The sequence below is a fragment of the Microbacterium sp. NPDC008134 genome (genome assembly GCF_042957055.1).
In the GTDB taxonomy this organism is placed as follows: Bacteria; Actinomycetota; Actinomycetes; order Actinomycetales; family Microbacteriaceae; genus Microbacterium.
Map to the genome: position 1 here is coordinate 48,912 of NZ_JBIBHO010000003.1, position 16,096 is coordinate 65,007.

Consider the following 16,096-nt stretch of genomic DNA (forward strand, 5'->3'; position numbering starts at 1 on the left):
CAGTTCTCAGGGCGGGATTTCTGCAAGGTGAGCGATTCGAATCCCGGGGAGAGGTCAGTTGACCGCCGGTAGCGAGGGAACGGCGTCTATCAGCGAGCGGGTGTACGGATGCTCGGGGGCGCTCAGCACCTGCGACGTGGGTCCCTGCTCGCGGATCTCGCCGCCCTGCAGCACCACGACCTCGTCGCACACCTTCTGGATCACGCCCAGATCGTGCGAGATGAAGAGGTATCCGACACCGGTCTCAGCCTGCAGCCGCGCGATCAACTCGAGGATCTGCTTCTGCACCGCCACATCGAGCGCCGACACCGGCTCGTCGAGCACGACCACCGCCGGCTCCACGGCGAGCGCCCGGGCGATCCCGAGACGCTGGCGCTGACCGCCCGACAGCGACGAGGGACGGCGGTCGGCGAAGTCCGCCGGCAATCCGACGCGCTCGAGCCAGTCCCGCACGCGCGCACCGCGCTCGGCGCGCGACAGGGACGGATGCCGCAGCCCGACGGCCTCGTCGAGAAGGCGTCCGGCGGTCCAGCGCGGGTCGAACGACGAACCCGGATCCTGGTAGACGAACTGCACGTCGCGCGGGTCGTCGCTCGTGCGGCTGACCGTGCCGGCGTCCGCGGTCTCGAACCCGGCCAGGATGCGGGCGACCGTCGTCTTGCCCGACCCCGACTCGCCCACGACGCCGAGGGAACGACCCCGGTGCACGGCGATCGAGACGTCGCGGAGCGCGGTGCGGGTCGCGCCGCTCGGCAGGCGGAAGGTCTTGCTCACGTGCTCGGCGGCGAGGACGACGTCGGATGCTTCCGGGCTGATGGAGTCGTGCGATGTCGGGCCCTTCGACAGGCTCAGGGACCCAGTTTCGGTCAGGGACCCAGTGTCGTGCGGGGTGGGGCCCTTCGACAGGCTCAGGGACCCAGTTTCGGTCAGGGACCCAGTCTCGGACAGGGGTTCGGGTTCGGTCAGAGAGCCGTCGTCGAAGCGGGGGGCGGCGTCGATCAGGGAGAGGGTGTACGGATGCCGAGGGTTCGACAGCACGGCGGCGGTCTCGCCCTTCTCGACCACGGCGCCGGCCTGCAGCACGAGCACACGATCGGCGAGCTGCGACACCACGGCGAGGTCGTGGCTGATGAGGAGCAGCGCGATGCCCTGCGCCTTGAGCTCGCTGAACAGGGCGAGGATCTGCTTCTGCACCGACACGTCGAGCGCGGTGGTCGGCTCGTCGGCGATGAGCACGGCGGGGTCTCCGGCGAGCGCTGCGGCGATGAGGGCGCGCTGGCGCTGCCCGCCCGACAGTTGCCCGGGACGCTCGTCGATCCGAGCATCCGGGTCGGGCACGTGCGTGCGGCGCAGCAGCTCGAGTGCACGCTCACGACCGGCGCGTCCGCGCGGGCCGCCGGTCGCGGCGATCGCCTCGCGCACCTCCGCGCCGACCGTGCGCAGCGGGTCGAGCGATGACAGGGCGTCCTGCAGGATGTACCCGATCCGGCGCCCGCGCACGCGACGCCAGCGGCGTTCGGTGAACCGACGCGCGTCGGCGCCGTCGATCTCGAGCACCGCGGCATCCACCCGCGATCCCGTACCGACGAGACCCAGCAGGCTGCGCGCGCTCACCGACTTGCCCGAACCCGACTCCCCGACGAGCGCCACGCACTCGCCGGGCGCGATCTCGAATCCGACGCCCTCGACGGCCGTGCGACCTCCGAACGACACGGAGAGCCCCTCGACCCGGATCAGCGCGCTCATCCGCGACCCTCCAGACGTGCCTGCAGACGCCGACCGAGCACGGTCGTCGAGATGACGAACAGCGTGATCGCGAGCCCCGGGAACACCGCGGCCCACCACCCCAGCGTCAGGAAGTTGCGCGCGTTCGAGAGCATCGAGCCCCATTCGGGAGTGGGCGGCGGGCTGCCGAGACCGAGGAACGACAGGGCGGCACCGGCGAGCGTCGCCCCGCCGAGACCGATCGTGGCGATCACGACGACCGGGCGCACGGCGTTCGGAAGCAGGTGCCGGCCGAGCACGCGGGCACGGCCGAGACCCATTCCGCGCGACGCCTCGATGTACGTCGACGAGCGCACGCGCAGCGTCTCGCCGCGCACCACGCGCACGTAGTACGGGATGCCGGCGATGCCGATCGCGATGGTGGCGGTGGCGAGCCCTCCGCCGAACAGCGCCAGGATCAGGATCGCGAGCACGAGCTCGGGGAAAGCCGCCCCGATGTCGGTCAGGCGCAGGGTCACGGTCGAGATCGCCCGGTTCGACAGCCCCGCGATCAGGCCGAAGATCGTGCCGATCACGAGCGAGATGAGCACCGCCCCGAAGCCGAGCACGAGCGAGCTGCGGGCGCCGAAGACGATGCGGGCGTACACGTCGCGTCCGATCTCGTCGGTACCGAGCGGATGCCCCGGGCCGGGCGGCGCGAGGATCAACGCGCGGTCGGCCGCGAGCGGGTCCTGCCCGGTGAGCAGTTGCGGCCAGAGGGCCGCGAGCACGAACAGCACGAGCACGAGCGCGCACAGCAGCGTGCCGAGGTCCGCGGCCAGGCGCACCCAGCCGCGCCAGCGCACGTGCTGCCGCGCGGTGACGGCTTCGGCGACGACTCCCCCGCTCATGCGGTGACCTCCGTCCGGTCGATGTCCGTCCGGTCGGCATCCGTTCGGTCGGCATCCGCGGAAACGCCGCCTCCGGCATCCGTGCGATCGGATGCCGTGGCCCCATCCTCCGCGTCCGCGGCGCTGCCGTCGGCCGCCGGCACGATCGGGCCGCCCGTCGCGCGGTCGGCGTCGCGCACCCGCGGGTCGACCAGGCCGTAGGAGAGATCGACGAGGGTGTTGACGAGAATGAAGACGGCGGTCGCGACGAGCACCACGCCGATCACGACAGGGATGTCTTGCGCGGCGACCGAGTCGACGAGCAGGCGTCCGAGTCCGGGACGGCTGAACAGGGTCTCGGTGATCGCGGCTCCGCCAAGGAGCGCCCCGAACGAGAATCCGAGCATGGTCAGGTAGGGCACCGCGGCATGCCGGAGCGCGTGGCGGACGGTGACGGCGAGCGATCCGAGCCCGCGAGCGCGAGCGGAGAGGATGAACGGCTGCTCGAGCGCGTCGTCGAGCGACTGCCGCAGCACCTGCAGCAGCAGAGCCGCGGTCGGCAGGGCGAGGGTGAGAGCGGGCAGGATCAGCGAGCGCAGATCGCCGCTGTCGAGGATGGGGAGGGCTCGAAGCCACACCGCGAAGACCAGCATCAGCACGAAACCGAGCCAGAAAACCGGAGTCGAGGCGAGCACCAGTTCGACGCCCGAGGAGATCCAGCTCGGCAGCCGGCGACCGGCGGTGAGGATGCCGCCCGCGAGCGAGATCACGACGGCGAGCACGATCGCGGCGAGCGCCAGCGCGATCGTCGGCCCTGCCTGCGCGGCGAGCAGTGGAGCGACCGGCTGCTCCTGCACGTACGACATGCCGAGGTCCCCGCGCAGCAGGCGGCCGAGGTAGAGGAAGTACTGCACGATCAGCGGCTCGTCGAGGTGGTACTCCTGCCGCACGACGGCGAGGACCTCGGGGCTGATGTCGACCTGCTGCTGACCGGCACCGAGGATCGCGAACGCCGGGTCGACCGGCACCAGCCGGAGCGCGAAGAACGTGAGCGTCGCGGCACCCCACAGCGTGATCAGGCTCACGCCGAGACGGCGCAGTACTCGCCAGACCGTGCTCATGTCGTTCCTCCTCCGGGGGCTTGTGGCGGGGCCCTTCGACAGGCTCAGGGACCCAGTAGCGACGAGAGCGACCGCCCGGGTTGCTGAACCTGTCGAAGCATCCCCGGGCGGTCACCCCGTGCGACTCAGTTCTTCCAGGCGTCGAACAGGTACGGCTGCGGCCACGCGTAGTCCCACGCGACGCCGTGCACGTTCGGCTGCCACGCCACCACGCGAGCCCGCGAGTACAGCGGGATCGACGGGGCGAGCGAGGGCAGCAGCTCCTGCGCCTGACCGTAGAAGTCGGCGCGGGCGGCCGGGTCGGCGCTGGCGCGCGCCTGGGCCAGGATGCCGTCGAGCTCGGCATCCGCCAAGAACGACGCGTTCGAGCCGATCGACGACCCGTCCGACACGTTGTCGCCGCCGTACAGGCGCCACAGCTGCATGCCGGTCGCCTCCGACTGGAACGACGGCATGATGCCGTACTCGCCGGAGTAGAGACGCTGCGAGAAGTCCGCCGCCGGAACCGGCTGCAGCACGAGCTCGAAGCCGAGCGCCTTCGCATCGATCTGCACCTGCTCCAGCGTGCGCTGCGCGAGCTGATCCTCATCGGCGTAGGGGACGGTGGTGCTCAGACGCTCGCCGTCCTTGGTGCGGTAGCCCTCGGCATCCGTCCCGGTCCAGCCGGCCTCGTCGAGCAGGGCGCCCGCGGCATCCGCGTCGAATTCGATGACGTTCTCGAGGTCGGTCTTGTAGTCGGGCGTCGTGGTGGCCAGGTACTCCTGCACCGGGTACGCGCCGAAGGTGGCGCTCTTCACGATCGCCTCGCGGTCGATGCCGGTGAGCAGCGCGCGGCGCACGTTCACGTCGTCGAACGGCGTGGTGCGCGTGTTCAGGTGCAGCGTGAAGCCGACACCCGGCAGCAGGAACTCGTCGGACTCGTAGCGGTCGTCGGCCTTGACCTCTTCGGCGTACTCGGGAGCGATGTAATCGACGATGTCGGCCTCACCCGTGAGCAGAGCGTTGTAGCGCGTCTGGTCCTCCGGAAGGAAACGGTACGTGATCTTGTCGAGGTACGCGGTGCCCTCGTGGGTGCCCTCGGGGCCCCAGTCGTAGTCGTCGTTGCGCACGTAGCTGATGCTCTGGCCCTTGACCCACTCGTCGAAGACGAACGGTCCGGTGCCGACCACGGTCGACGCGAGCGAGTCGGGGTCGTCGAGCAGCTGGGTCGGCGACACGATGCCGAAATACGGGGCGGCGATCAGCGTGAGAAAGCTCGACTCCGGCTGCTCGAGCGTGATGCGCACCGTGTACTCGTCGAGCACCTCGGCGGTCGGGCCGAGCTTCGCGACCGAACCCGTGGACTTGTTGGCCGGATCGGCGACGTAGTCGAAGTTGACCTTCACGGCCTCGGCGTCGAAGGGCGTGCCGTCGTGGAACGTCACGTCGTCGCGCAGCGTGAACGTGTACACGCGGGCGTCGTCGGACACCTCCCAGTCGGTCGCGAGCCACGAGCCGTAGGTGCCGTCGCCGTTGTCCCACACGAGGGAGTCGACGACCGGGGTCAGCACGTGCGCGCCGCCCATCTGGTCGACGAGAGGGTTGAGCTGCGGCGGTTCGGAGCGCGCCGCCACGACGAGGTCGCCGCCGATGACGGGTTCGCCGTCGCCACCCGAGGACTCGGGGGCGGCGGACGCGCAGGCGGTCAGGGTCAGAGCGGTGACCACGGCTGCTGCGACGGCAGCGCCGAGGCGACGGGGGATTCCGGATGCCACGATGGGTCCTCTCGGGTCGACACGGGCTTCCGACGCTATCCACGCCAGCGGATGCCGGTCGCGCCGGGCTACACGCGGCGACACCGTGCGTCAGATTGCGTCACACGGGTGTGCCGCGGCATCCGTTCCGATAGGGTCGGCGCTTCGTCAGGTGGGCGCCCTCCGGCTTTCGAATCGCTCACCTTGCCGTTTTCCCGCGCTGGAATGGCAAAGTGAGCGATTCGAAAGCAGGGAGTGACACCACCTCAGTGCCCGAGCAGCTCCCGCCGCAGGCGCTCCAGGCGCACCGCGGCCTGGAGGCGGAAGCGGAACTCGGCATCCGATGCGTCGCCGTCGAGCAGCGTCCAGATGCGGTCGAGCCGCTGCTGCACCGTGTTCGTGTGCACGCGCAGCGCCGCGGCCGCGCCCTGCCGGCTCTCCCCCGCGTCGAAGTACGCGACGAGCGTCTCGACCAGGGCGGTGCCGCGCCGCTCGTCCCAGTCGCGCACCGGCCCGAGCACCCCATCGACGAAGCGCGCGGCAGCCTCCGGTTCGCCCGAGGTGAGCACGTGGTACGGGGCGAAGGCGTCGGATCGCACTGTGACCCCGCCGATCCCCAGCGGCCCGAGGAACCGCAGGTCGCGCAGCGCGCGATCGACCGAGGAGCGCAGCGCCGGAGCATCCGCCACCGGCCCGCCGAGGACGGCCGCGACCTCTGCAGCGTCGAGACGTTCGGCGAGCAACCCGCGCACACGCTCGGTCGCCGCCGCAGCATCCGCCACCCCCGCGCCAGCCACCGCCCAGCCGACCACGACAGCACCCTCGCGCATCGCGACGAGGCCGTCGTCGCCGACCGCATCCGCCGCCAGCGTCAGCGCACCCTCGCGCCCGCGCACATCGATCACCGCGACCGACGACGGCGGCACCGCGCCCTCGGCGGCCAGAGCGGATGCCTCGGCCCCGCCGTCGAGCAGGGCCGTGAGCAGCCGCGCCCGCCGTTCGGCGCGGATCGCCGACACGGCATCGCGTTTGAAGGAGACGAGCGCGGCGACCTGGGCCGCCCGCTCGAGCGTGGGCCGGGCGACGTCGTCGTGCCGCCCGACATCGTCGCCACGCGGTGCGGGATCGTCGGCGACCATCGCCCCGAGCACCCGGTCGGCGCCGAGGATCGCGACGACCAACCAGTGCTGCTCTCCGTCGACGACCGCGACGGCGTGACCACTCGCCCTGCTCTCCCGGATCGCATCGGTCAGCGGGCGCCGGCGCGGCAGGCCCGCCCGGGCATCCGCTCCCGCGTCGAGGGGTCGACCGGCCTCATCGACGGCACGCACCCGGCGGCCCAGTCGATCCGACACGGTCGCGACGAGATCGATCAGCGTCGCCCCCGAGACGACCGCCGCCGTCAGTTCCTCGTGGATGCCGTCGACGATCCGGGTCGCGGAGAGGAGCCGCTCGAGCTCGGCGTACGCCTCCTCGGCGCGCGCCCGGGCCGCGGCGCTCTCGGCCAGCACGCGCGCGCTGTGCAGCACGGCCGCGGCGTGATCGGCGAACGCCGAGAGCAGCAGCACCTGGTCGGGGGTGAAGTCGTGGGGGAAGCGGTTGCAGGCGAAGAGTGCTCCGAGCACCTCGTCGCCGACGGCCAGCGGCACCCCGAGGAACGACACGAGCCCCTCGCGCGCGACCGCGTCGTCGATGGACGGATCGTGCGGAGCATCCGCCATGCGCGTGTACTGCCGCACCCAGACCGGCTCTCGGGAGTCGGCGACCAGGCTCGCGAGGCCGAACCCCGCGGGCACCGTGAGGTCGCGGAACTCGGGTGTGACCGTGCCCGCCGAGTACCGCACGCGCAGATCGCCCTGGGCGTTGTGGACCTCCGAGAGATAGGTGACGTCGGTGCCCATGAGTTCGTGCGCGCGCTCGACGAGGCGGCGCAGCACGTCGGTCACGTCCTGCAGCCGCACCAGTTCGCGGGCGGTGGAGAACAGGGCTTCGAGTTCGACGGTGCGTCGGCGCAGGCGTGCCGTCTGCTGCTGCGACTCCTGCACCGCGGCGAGGACCTCCTCGACATCGGATGCCGCGGCATCCGCCTCGAGGAGCAACTGGGTGAGCGCCGGCATCCGCTCCCCCGGCTCGGCGCGCGCCGCTGCGACGACCTCGCGCACCAGCGCGGAAGCGGCGTTCTCGACCATGAGGCTCCTCTCACCCCCACCTTCCCATGCCCGAGTCGTCGAAACCCATCGGCGGCGTCGAGACCCACCACCTCCGACGTCGGAGGTGGTGGGTCTCGACGGGGGTGGTGGGTTTCGACGGCTGGGCGGGTTCGGGCGGCACGGGGCGGGACCCTTCGACAGGCTCAGGGACCCAGTTACTCGGCGGCGAGCGGGACCCTTCGACCGGCTCAGGGAGCCAGTCAGGCTCCGCGGGACGGGAACTGCGGGGGGCGGCGCTCGGCGAAGGCCGCGAGCCCCTCGCGGGCGTCGTCGCTCGCGAACGCCTGCTGTCCCAGCACCGCCTCGAGACGGAACGCCTCGGACTCGGGGAGGTCGGCGAGCGCCCGCACCGCGCGCTTCACGGTCGCGAGAGCCGTGGCGCTCTTCGTGAGCAGTTGCTCGGCGACCGCGATCGCCTCGTCGTGCAGAGCGGATGCCGGAACGACCCGGTTCACGAGCCCGTACCGCAGCGCCGTCTCGGCGTCGATGCGGTCACCGCGCAGCATGAGGTCCATGGCGAACGCGTAGGGGATCTGCCGGATCAGCCGCACGAGCGTGCCGCCCGCGGGCACGACCCCGACGCCGGTCTCGGGCAGCGCGAACTGCGCGTCGGCCGACGCGAGGCGGATGTCGGTCGACAGCATGATCTCGAACCCGCCGCCGAGGCAGAGTCCGTTGATCGCGGCGACCACGGGCTTCTCGAGCGTGGAGTGCTTCTGGTGCGCAGCATCCCATTCGCTGATGTCGAAGCGTTCCTCGGTGAGCGCCGGGATCGACTCGCCCAGGTCGGCGCCGACGCAGAACGCGCGCTCCCCCGCGCCCGTGAGCACGGCGACGCCGATGCCCGGGTCGCCCTGCACCTCGGCGAACGCGGCGCCGAGCTCGTCGTACATCGCGAGGGTCAGCGCGTTGAGCTTCTCGGGGCGGTCGATCGTGATGACGCCGATGCCGCCCGTGCGGTCGAGACGGATGCCCATCAGATCGTCCCACCCGTGCGCAGCGCCGCGACCTGGTCGGCGGAGTACCCGAGGAACTCCCCCAGCACCCGGTCGGTGTGCTCGCCCATGTCGGGCGCGAGGCCCGCGGTCTGAGCGGGCGTGCGGTCGAGCTTCACCGGCGACCCGAAGGTGCGCAGCGACCCGTGGCCCGGGTACTCGTTCTCGACGATCATGCCGCGCGCGGCGATCTGCGGGTCCTCGACCACCTCGCCGATGTCCTTCACCGCGCTCAGCGGCACGAGGTCGCCGGCGAGCGCCTCGAGCTCGGCCTTGGTGCGGTCGGCGAACCAGCGCACCACCATGGGCTTGACCCGCTCCTGGTACACCTCGGCGTCGAAGCGCGTCGCCATCGTGTGCAGGTCGGGATTGTCGTCCCAGTCAGCCGGGCTGCCGAACGTCTCGCACGAGATCCGCCAGAACTTGTCGGTGTAGCCGCCGAAGAACACGAAGCCGTCGGCGCAGGGGAACAGCTCGTAGGGACGCACGAACGGATGCTGGTTGCCGAGGGGCTTCGGCACGACCCCGTCGACCGTGTACGACACGACCGCGTTCTCGGTGAGGGTGAGAACGGAGTCCTGCTGCGAGATGTCGACGAGCTGGCCCTCGCCGGTCTGCTCGGCGTGGCGGAGCGCCGCGAGCACCCCGATCACTCCGTAGAGGCTCGCCGCGAGGTCGCCGATGATCGTGCCGACGCGGGTGGGCGGGCCGCCGGCTTCGCCGTTCATCGACCACAGTCCGCCGGTGGCCTGGGCGCTGTTGTCGTAGGCGGGGCGCAGCCGGTAGGGACCCGACTGGCCGTAGCCGCTGAGCGCCGCGTAGACGAGCTTCGGGTTGACCTGGCGCAGGCGCTCGTAGCCGTGGCCGAGGCGGTCCATCGTGCCGGGGCGGAAGTTCTCGACCAGCACGTCGGCGCGCTCCACGAGCCGGTCGAGCACCTCGGTGACGCCCGGGCTCTTGAGGTTGAGGGTCACGCCCAGCTTGTTGCGGTTGTACTGCGCGAAGAATCCGCTGAGGGGCTCGGCATCCTCGCGCGGCAGCATCGGCGGGAAGGTGCGCGTGTAGTCGGGGTCGCCGGGGTTCTCGACCTTGATGACGGTCGCGCCCAGGTCGGCCAGGATCATCGAGCAGTAGGGACCGGCGACGACACGCGTGATGTCGACGACCACCACCCCCGCGAGTGATCCGGGAGAGGCATCCACCCCTCCGAGGCCGGCGAGCAGAGCGCGGGTGGCGTCATCGATCATCGAGGGGATCCTTCCGGGGTGGGTGCGGCGGCGCGCTGGGCGGCGCGACGGGTGAGGCGGTGGAGCAGCGAGACGGAGACGAGCGTGACGAGGCCGGCGACGACCATGTAGAGCGCGATCGCCCATGAGCCGCCGAAGACGTCGAGCAGCTCGAGGTAGATGATCGGCACGAACGCCGACCCCGCGATCGTCCCGATGCCGAGCGCGAGCGACATGCCCGTGTAGCGGATGCGCACGTCGAACGCCTGCGCGTAGAGCACGCCGAGAGTGCCGTACGTCGCGCAGAATCCGATCGTCGTCGCGATGTAGGCGACGTAGGCGGCGACGAGGCTGCCGGTGTCGATCAGCCAGAACGCGGGGAAGGCGAGCACGATCGAGATGATCGTGCCGGTCGCGAAGACCTTCGCAACGCCGAAGCGGTCGGCGAGCCGGCCGGCCAGCGGCAGACCGCCCAGCGCCAGCACCGAGCAGATCGTGGCGATCGTGAGCATCTCGGGCTGCGTATGCCCGACGAACTGGGTGCCGTAGGTGAGGCTGAACGTGAAGAGCATGTAGAACACCGCGCCGATCACGGCGAAGCTGAGGGCCGCGAAGATCACCTGACCGGGGTGGGTCTTGAGGGTCTCCCACAGCGGCACCCGGGCGGCCTTGCCCGCGTCGCGCATCTTCTCGAACTCGGGGGTCTCGCTGATCTTCAGGCGGATGAACAGGCCCACCAGCACCAGCACCGCGCTGATGAGGAACGGCACACGCCAGCCCCAGGTCTGGAACGCGTCACCCGGAAGGGCGACGAGCGGCAGGAACACGAGAGTCGACAGGGTGAGGCCGAGAGCGAGACCCACCTGCGGGAAGCTGCCGAGGAACGCGCGCTTGCGCGGCTCGGCATGCTCGACGACGAGTAGGACCGCACCGCCCCACTCGCCGCCGAGGGCGAAGCCCTGCACGAAACGCAACACCATCAGCAGGATCGGAGCGGCGACCCCGATCGCGGCGTACGTCGGCAGGAGACCGATGACGAAGGTGGCGAGACCCATGAGCACGAGCGAGATGACGAGCATCCGCTTGCGTCCGATGCGATCGCCGAAGTGCCCGAACACGATCGATCCGAGCGGGCGTCCGAAGTAGCCCACCGCGATGCCGCCGAAAGCCAGGATCGTGCCGACGAGCGGGTCGTAATCCGGGAAGAACAGGCTGTTGAGGATCAGTGCCGCCGCAGTCGAATAGGCGAAGAAGTCGAACCACTCGACGGTCGTGCCGACGACGCTCGAGGCGACGATCGTGCGGATCTGCGAGCTCTGGGGGGTGGGCGCTTCGCGCGTGGCAGTGGATGCCGAGGTCATGGGGGTTCCCTTCCACCGGCATCTCCGCTGACGCCGGCTGCGACCCAGCCTGTCAGGGCGGGAAGCGCGGGCCTATGTGCCCAAGGGACATACCTGCCGTCTCAGTATGGCGCTTCGCGCCAGGGTTCCGTGGGGCGGGGTCACGGAACTGGGTCGCTGAGCCACGAAACTGGGTCGCTGAGCCTGTCGAAGCGTCCCCACGTACGAGGGGAGGAGTCAGCCGTCGGTGAAGTCGGACTCGTCGACACTGGCGATCAGGTCTCGCACCGCGGCACGGAGCGGCTCCGCCATCTCGGCCACCGTCGGAGCGTTCTCGAACGCGACGACCTGGATGCTCGCGAGATAACTCAGATCATCACCCCAGAGAGCGACGACGTGCGGTCCGCGTGACCCATCCGCTCGCGGGTCCGCGCAGATGTAGCCGATCGCGCCCTCCACATCCAAGAGGATGCCGTCTTCGCATGCCGGAGAGACATCGTCATAGAAGGCCGCATCATCGCGTCCGCTGTGATCGACACGGAGGTAGAGCCCGCGCCGCGCACCGCCGTCCGCCGGGCTGTACGAGCAGACGATCCAGTTGTCCGCCGGCGCCCCGTGGTCGACCGAATGCTCCTCGCTGTCCACCCTGGCACCGACGATGGCCTCGACGGTCGCGGTTTCGAGGAGGTCGCACGCCCCGAGTGCGAACTCCTCCTCAACGGGCGCAGGTCCGGTGCATCCCCCGAGCATCACGGCCGCGAGCGCGATAGCCCCTGCTGAGCGGGGCGCGTACGGCCGGGTGCGCACGCGGAAGGTCACCTTCACAAGACGAGCGCGCAGTCGTTTCCTGTCGGGCGCCGCGCCGTAGGCAGGGCCCTTCGACAAGCTCAGGGACCCAGTGAAGAGACTGGGTCGCTGAGCCACGGAACTGGGTCGCTGATCCTGTCGAAGCGTCGCCCACGAGAAACAGCATCCCGGGGCGGGGCCCTTCGACAGGCTCAGGGACCCAGTGGGAAGGTGCAGGGCCCTTCGACAGGCTCAGGGACCCAGCGGGAAGGTGCAGGGCCCTTCGACAGGCTCAGGGACCCAGTGAGCGTCAGCCGCGCGACAACCGGCGCCAGGCGAGCTCGGCGAGGACGGATGCCTGCAGTGGCAACACCTCGTCGTCGAAGATCGCGTGCTCGGAGTGCAGCGGCATCGGGCCCGAGTCGGGGGCGGCGCCGACGAAGACCAGTGCGCCGGGCACTTCCTGCAGCACGTAGGAGAAGTCCTCGGATGCCATCGACGGCGCCGCGAGCCGGGTCACCCGCTCTTCGCCGACGAGCTCGTCGAGCACCGCGAACACCTCCCGCGTCTCGGCGGGGTCGTTGTAGGTCACGGGGTACGAGGCGATGAACTCGGACTCCAACCGGCATCCGTTGGCCTCGGCGATGCCCGCCAGCAGAACCGGCAGCTGCTCGCGCACCGTGTCGAGCGTCTGCATCGACAGGGTGCGGATGTTGGCCTCGAGCGAGACGGTCGCGGCGAGCACGTTGCTCGCCTCGGAGTCGCTGCTGAGCCGCGTGATCGAGATCACGGCCTGGTCGGTGGCCGGCAGGCGGCGGGCGGCGAAGGTCTGCACCGCGAGGATGAGCTGCGCGGCGACCGGCACCGGGTCGATGCCGAGCTGCGGGAACGCGGCGTGCCCGCCCGTGCCGTGCAGGGTCATGCGCAGCGCGCTGGCGCTGGCCATCATCGCGCCCTCGCGGGTCACGAGCTGGCCGCGCGGGGTGGCGCTGTCGACGTGGATCGCGTAGGCCGCGACCGGACGGTCACCGGCGGCGTCGAGCACGCCCTCCTCGATCATGATGCGACCGCCGGCCTGCCCCTCCTCACCGGGCTGGAACATGAACACGACGGTGCCGGGCAGTTCGTCGCGACGGGCCGCCAGCAGTCGCACGGCGCCGAGCACGCCGGCCATGTGCAGGTCGTGACCGCAGGCATGCATCGCCCCCGAGGTCGACGCGAACGGCAGACCGGATGCCTCGGTGATGGGCAGCCCGTCCATATCGCCGCGCAGCAGCACGACGGGTCCGGGGCGTCCGCCGCGCAGCACGGCGGTGATCGACGAGAGCGACTCGCCGACGGAGATCTCGAGGCCGAGTCCGTCGAGTTCGCGCAGCAGGATCGCCTGCGTGTTCGGCAGGTCGAGTCCGATCTCGACCGCCCCGTGCAGCTCTCGCCGCACCGCGGTGAGGTGCGCGCGCAGCTCCTCCGCCTCGGAACCGAACCCGCCGTCGAAACCAGAACCCATCAGAACTGCATCCTCTCTCCGAGAACGGGGACCGCGTCGAGCAGGTCCTCCGTGTAGGGGTCGGCGGGGTTCGCGAGCAGTGCCTCGGTCGGCCCGGCCTCGACCAGCTTGCCATGCCGCATGACGCAGACTTCGTCGCTGATGTACCGCACGACCGCGAGGTTGTGCGAGATGAACAGCATCGACAGCCCAAGTTCCTGCTGCACCTCGCGCAGCAGGTTGAGGATCGCGCCCTGAACCGAGACGTCGAGCGCACTGGTGACTTCGTCGGCGATGAGCACCGAGGGCTCGCCGGCGAGGGCGCGCGCGATCGTGATTCGCTGGCGCTGTCCACCCGAGAAGGCTCCGGGGCGTTCGCCCGCACGGTCGGGGTCGAGGTGCACCTGGGCGAGCAGTTCGCGCACGCGAGCGATGCGCTCGGCGCGGGTCCAGCGCCGACCGGTGGCGCGCAGTGCTTCGGCGATCGAGTCGCCGATCGGCATGAGCGGGTCGAGCGCCGAAAACGGGTCCTGGAAGACGAGCTGCATGCGGCGACGCGCGCGGCGGGCGGCCGCCCCACCGGTCGCCGTCTCGACGCCGTCGACGCGGATCGAGCCCGACTCCGGGCGCACGAGCCCGACGGCGGCGGCGGCGATCGTGCTCTTGCCCGACCCCGATTCGCCGACGAGTCCGACGGTTCGCCCCTTCGGCACCGACAGACTCACCTTCTCCACCACGCGGGTGCGGCCGTAGCGGACACTCAGGTCCGTGATCTCGAGCGCGTTCATACCGGCACCTCCTTCTCGTGAGCATCCGCCGGGACGCCGTGCGGCTCCTCCGCCGGCGCGGCGTCGTCGAGCGCCTCGGGCAGCAGCTCGGGCGGGATCACCGGCAGCGGCTGCGTGCGGTCGCTGGTCATGTCGGGCAGGCAGGCGATGAGCGCCTTGGTGTACGGATGCTGCGCATCCTGCCGGATGCGCTCGGCCGGCAGGGCCTCCACGACACGTCCGTCCTTCATCACGATCACCTGGTCGCAGAACGCCGAGACGAGCGCGATGTCGTGCGAGATGAACACGATCGCTGCCCCGGTCTCCTCCTGCGCCCGGTGCAGCACGCCCATCACCTGGCGCTGCACGGTCACGTCGAGCGCCGTGGTGGGTTCGTCGGCGATGATCAGCCGCGGCTTGCCGGTGAGCGCCATGCCGATCATGGCGCGCTGGCGCATGCCGCCGGAGAACTCGTGCGGATACTGCTTCAGCCGGTTCGCGGCATCCGGGATCCCGACGGCGGTCAGCGCGTCGGCCGCCCGCGCCCGCGCCTGGGCGGGCTTCATGCCCATGTGCACCTCGGGCACCTCGGTGAGCTGGCGTCCGATCGTGAGCGCGGGGTTGAGCGAGGTGAGCGGGTCCTGGAAGATCATGCCGAGTTCGACGCCCAGGCGGGAACGATCGGATGCCGTGAGCTGCCGCGTCATGTCGAGATCGTCGAATCGATGACCCGAGGTCGTGATGATCGCGTCGTCGCCGAGGAGGCCGGCGAGCGCCATCGCCGTGAGCGACTTGCCCGACCCAGATTCGCCGACGATGCCGACGACCTCGCCGCGGGCGACCCGCAGGTCGACGCCGCGCACCCGCTCGACCGTTCCGCCGTCGGCGGTCGGGAAGGCGATGTGCAGGTCGGTGATCTCGGCCACGATCTCGCCTTCGGGCGCCTTCGTGACCGACGGCTCGGCCGAGCGACGGCGCGAGGTGATCGTCACTCCCCCGGCCGCCCGGGCGGCGACGGCGCGGAAGCCGGCGCCGCGCGTTCCGGCGACGGCCTCGCTGAGCAGGGTGAAGACGAGCCCGGCGAGCACGATCGCGATGCCGGGACCGACCGCGGCGAGCGGGTTGACGTATATGCGCAGGATGCCCTCCTGCAGCATCCGCCCCCAGTCGTACGCGGGCGCCTGCACGCCCAGACCGAGGAAGGACAGGCCGGCGAACGACAGCAGCGTGACGCTGGCGGTCGCGGCGGCGTTCACGAAGAACGGGTTCGCGATGTTCGGCAGCACGTGCCTGACCAGGATGCCGACCGGTCCGACGCCCACGACGCGGGCGGCCCGCACGTAGTCGCGACCCGACACGGATGACGCGAGGTTGTACACGAGACGGGCGAACGAGGGGATGCCGGCGAAGCCGATCGCGAGCATCGCGCCGGTCGCCGTCGCGCCCCAGATGACGGTGAAGAACAGCACCATCAGCAGCCAGGGGAAGGCGAGCAGGATGTCGAGCAGACCGGTGAACCAGCGTCGCGGATACTTCGGCAGGATGCTGGCGACGAGGCCGAACACGATGCCGCCGACGAGCGAGATCGCCGTGGCCCCGAGCGTGAGCAGCAGCGTGAGCCGGGTGGCCGACAGCACGCGGGCGAGGATGTCACGGCCGAGCTCGTCGGTGCCGAGCGGGTGCGCCGCGCTCGCGCCGAGCAGGCGCGAGGAGACGTCGGTCGTGTCGGCCGCGGGACCCCAGATCGTGGGACCGGCGACGGCCAGGAAGACGAGCAGAGCACTGCCGACGATCGCCGAGATCGCGGTGCCGGTGAGGAGCTTCTTGCGCACGGACAT

General features: G+C 70.8%; 12 protein-coding genes. All 12 read right to left on the bottom strand.

What is annotated here, in order from left to right; translation table 11 throughout:
- Positions 1–54 precede the first annotated feature (54 nt).
- Positions 55–1,746, bottom strand: a complete 1,692-nt coding sequence (locus ACFY9N_RS13750; protein WP_391479297.1) for a dipeptide ABC transporter ATP-binding protein — start codon at positions 1,744–1,746, stop codon at positions 55–57.
- A complete protein-coding gene (locus tag ACFY9N_RS13755) occupies positions 1,743–2,615 on the bottom strand; it encodes an ABC transporter permease (RefSeq protein WP_391479299.1) in 873 nt (290 codons plus the stop codon). Before ACFY9N_RS13755 ends, ACFY9N_RS13750 begins: the two co-directional genes overlap by 4 nt.
- A complete protein-coding gene (locus ACFY9N_RS13760; RefSeq protein WP_391479301.1) occupies positions 2,612–3,715 on the bottom strand; it encodes an ABC transporter permease in 1,104 nt (367 codons plus the stop codon). The genes ACFY9N_RS13755 and ACFY9N_RS13760 overlap by 4 nt, the downstream gene beginning before the upstream one ends.
- A gap of 125 nt (positions 3,716–3,840) precedes the next feature.
- Positions 3,841–5,469 (bottom strand): ABC transporter substrate-binding protein, encoded by a 1,629-nt coding sequence (locus ACFY9N_RS13765; RefSeq protein ID WP_391479302.1) that lies wholly within the window; start codon positions 5,467–5,469, stop codon positions 3,841–3,843.
- Positions 5,470–5,714: 245 nt separating this feature from the next.
- Positions 5,715–7,637, bottom strand: coding sequence for a helix-turn-helix domain-containing protein (locus tag ACFY9N_RS13770; protein ID WP_391479303.1), 1,923 nt, complete (start codon positions 7,635–7,637; stop codon positions 5,715–5,717).
- Between the two features lie 221 nt (positions 7,638–7,858).
- Positions 7,859–8,635 (bottom strand): enoyl-CoA hydratase/isomerase family protein, encoded by a 777-nt coding sequence (locus ACFY9N_RS13775; RefSeq protein WP_391479305.1) that lies wholly within the window; start codon positions 8,633–8,635, stop codon positions 7,859–7,861.
- The gene (locus ACFY9N_RS13780; protein WP_391479306.1) at positions 8,635–9,900 is read right to left on the bottom strand and encodes a CaiB/BaiF CoA transferase family protein; all 1,266 of its coding nucleotides are present in this window, start codon (positions 9,898–9,900) and stop codon (positions 8,635–8,637) included. The genes ACFY9N_RS13775 and ACFY9N_RS13780 overlap by 1 nt, the downstream gene beginning before the upstream one ends.
- Positions 9,897–11,240, bottom strand: a complete 1,344-nt coding sequence (locus ACFY9N_RS13785; RefSeq protein ID WP_391479308.1) for an MFS transporter — start codon at positions 11,238–11,240, stop codon at positions 9,897–9,899. The genes ACFY9N_RS13780 and ACFY9N_RS13785 overlap by 4 nt, the downstream gene beginning before the upstream one ends.
- 216 nt (positions 11,241–11,456) lie before the next feature.
- Entirely contained in the window at positions 11,457–12,038 is a 582-nt protein-coding gene (locus ACFY9N_RS13790; RefSeq protein WP_391479310.1) for a hypothetical protein, read from the bottom strand.
- 277 nt (positions 12,039–12,315) lie between these two features.
- A complete protein-coding gene (locus ACFY9N_RS13795; protein WP_391479311.1) occupies positions 12,316–13,512 on the bottom strand; it encodes a M20 family metallopeptidase in 1,197 nt (398 codons plus the stop codon).
- On the bottom strand, positions 13,512–14,279 hold the full coding sequence (locus tag ACFY9N_RS13800) for an ABC transporter ATP-binding protein (RefSeq protein ID WP_391479312.1): 768 nt from the start codon (positions 14,277–14,279) through the stop codon (positions 13,512–13,514). The genes ACFY9N_RS13795 and ACFY9N_RS13800 overlap by 1 nt, the downstream gene beginning before the upstream one ends.
- A complete protein-coding gene (locus ACFY9N_RS13805; protein ID WP_391479314.1) occupies positions 14,276–16,096 on the bottom strand; it encodes a dipeptide/oligopeptide/nickel ABC transporter permease/ATP-binding protein in 1,821 nt (606 codons plus the stop codon). Before ACFY9N_RS13805 ends, ACFY9N_RS13800 begins: the two co-directional genes overlap by 4 nt.

Bases quoted from the DNA above. Each gene is read 5' to 3' on its own strand.
- ACFY9N_RS13750 (WP_391479297.1), bottom strand. From the start codon at position 1,746: ATGAGCGCGCTGATCCGGGTCGAGGGGCTCTCCGTGTCGTTCGGAGGT.
- ACFY9N_RS13755 (WP_391479299.1), bottom strand. From the start codon at position 2,615: ATGAGCGGGGGAGTCGTCGCCGAAGCCGTCACCGCGCGGCAGCACGTG.
- ACFY9N_RS13760 (WP_391479301.1), bottom strand. From the start codon at position 3,715: ATGAGCACGGTCTGGCGAGTACTGCGCCGTCTCGGCGTGAGCCTGATC.
- ACFY9N_RS13770 (WP_391479303.1), bottom strand. From the start codon at position 7,637: ATGGTCGAGAACGCCGCTTCCGCGCTGGTGCGCGAGGTCGTCGCAGCG.
- ACFY9N_RS13775 (WP_391479305.1), bottom strand. From the start codon at position 8,635: ATGGGCATCCGTCTCGACCGCACGGGCGGCATCGGCGTCATCACGATC.
- ACFY9N_RS13780 (WP_391479306.1), bottom strand. From the start codon at position 9,900: ATGATCGATGACGCCACCCGCGCTCTGCTCGCCGGCCTCGGAGGGGTG.
- ACFY9N_RS13785 (WP_391479308.1), bottom strand. From the start codon at position 11,240: ATGACCTCGGCATCCACTGCCACGCGCGAAGCGCCCACCCCCCAGAGC.
- ACFY9N_RS13795 (WP_391479311.1), bottom strand. From the start codon at position 13,512: ATGGGTTCTGGTTTCGACGGCGGGTTCGGTTCCGAGGCGGAGGAGCTG.
- ACFY9N_RS13800 (WP_391479312.1), bottom strand. From the start codon at position 14,279: ATGAACGCGCTCGAGATCACGGACCTGAGTGTCCGCTACGGCCGCACC.
- ACFY9N_RS13805 (WP_391479314.1), bottom strand. From the start codon at position 16,096: ATGTCCGTGCGCAAGAAGCTCCTCACCGGCACCGCGATCTCGGCGATC.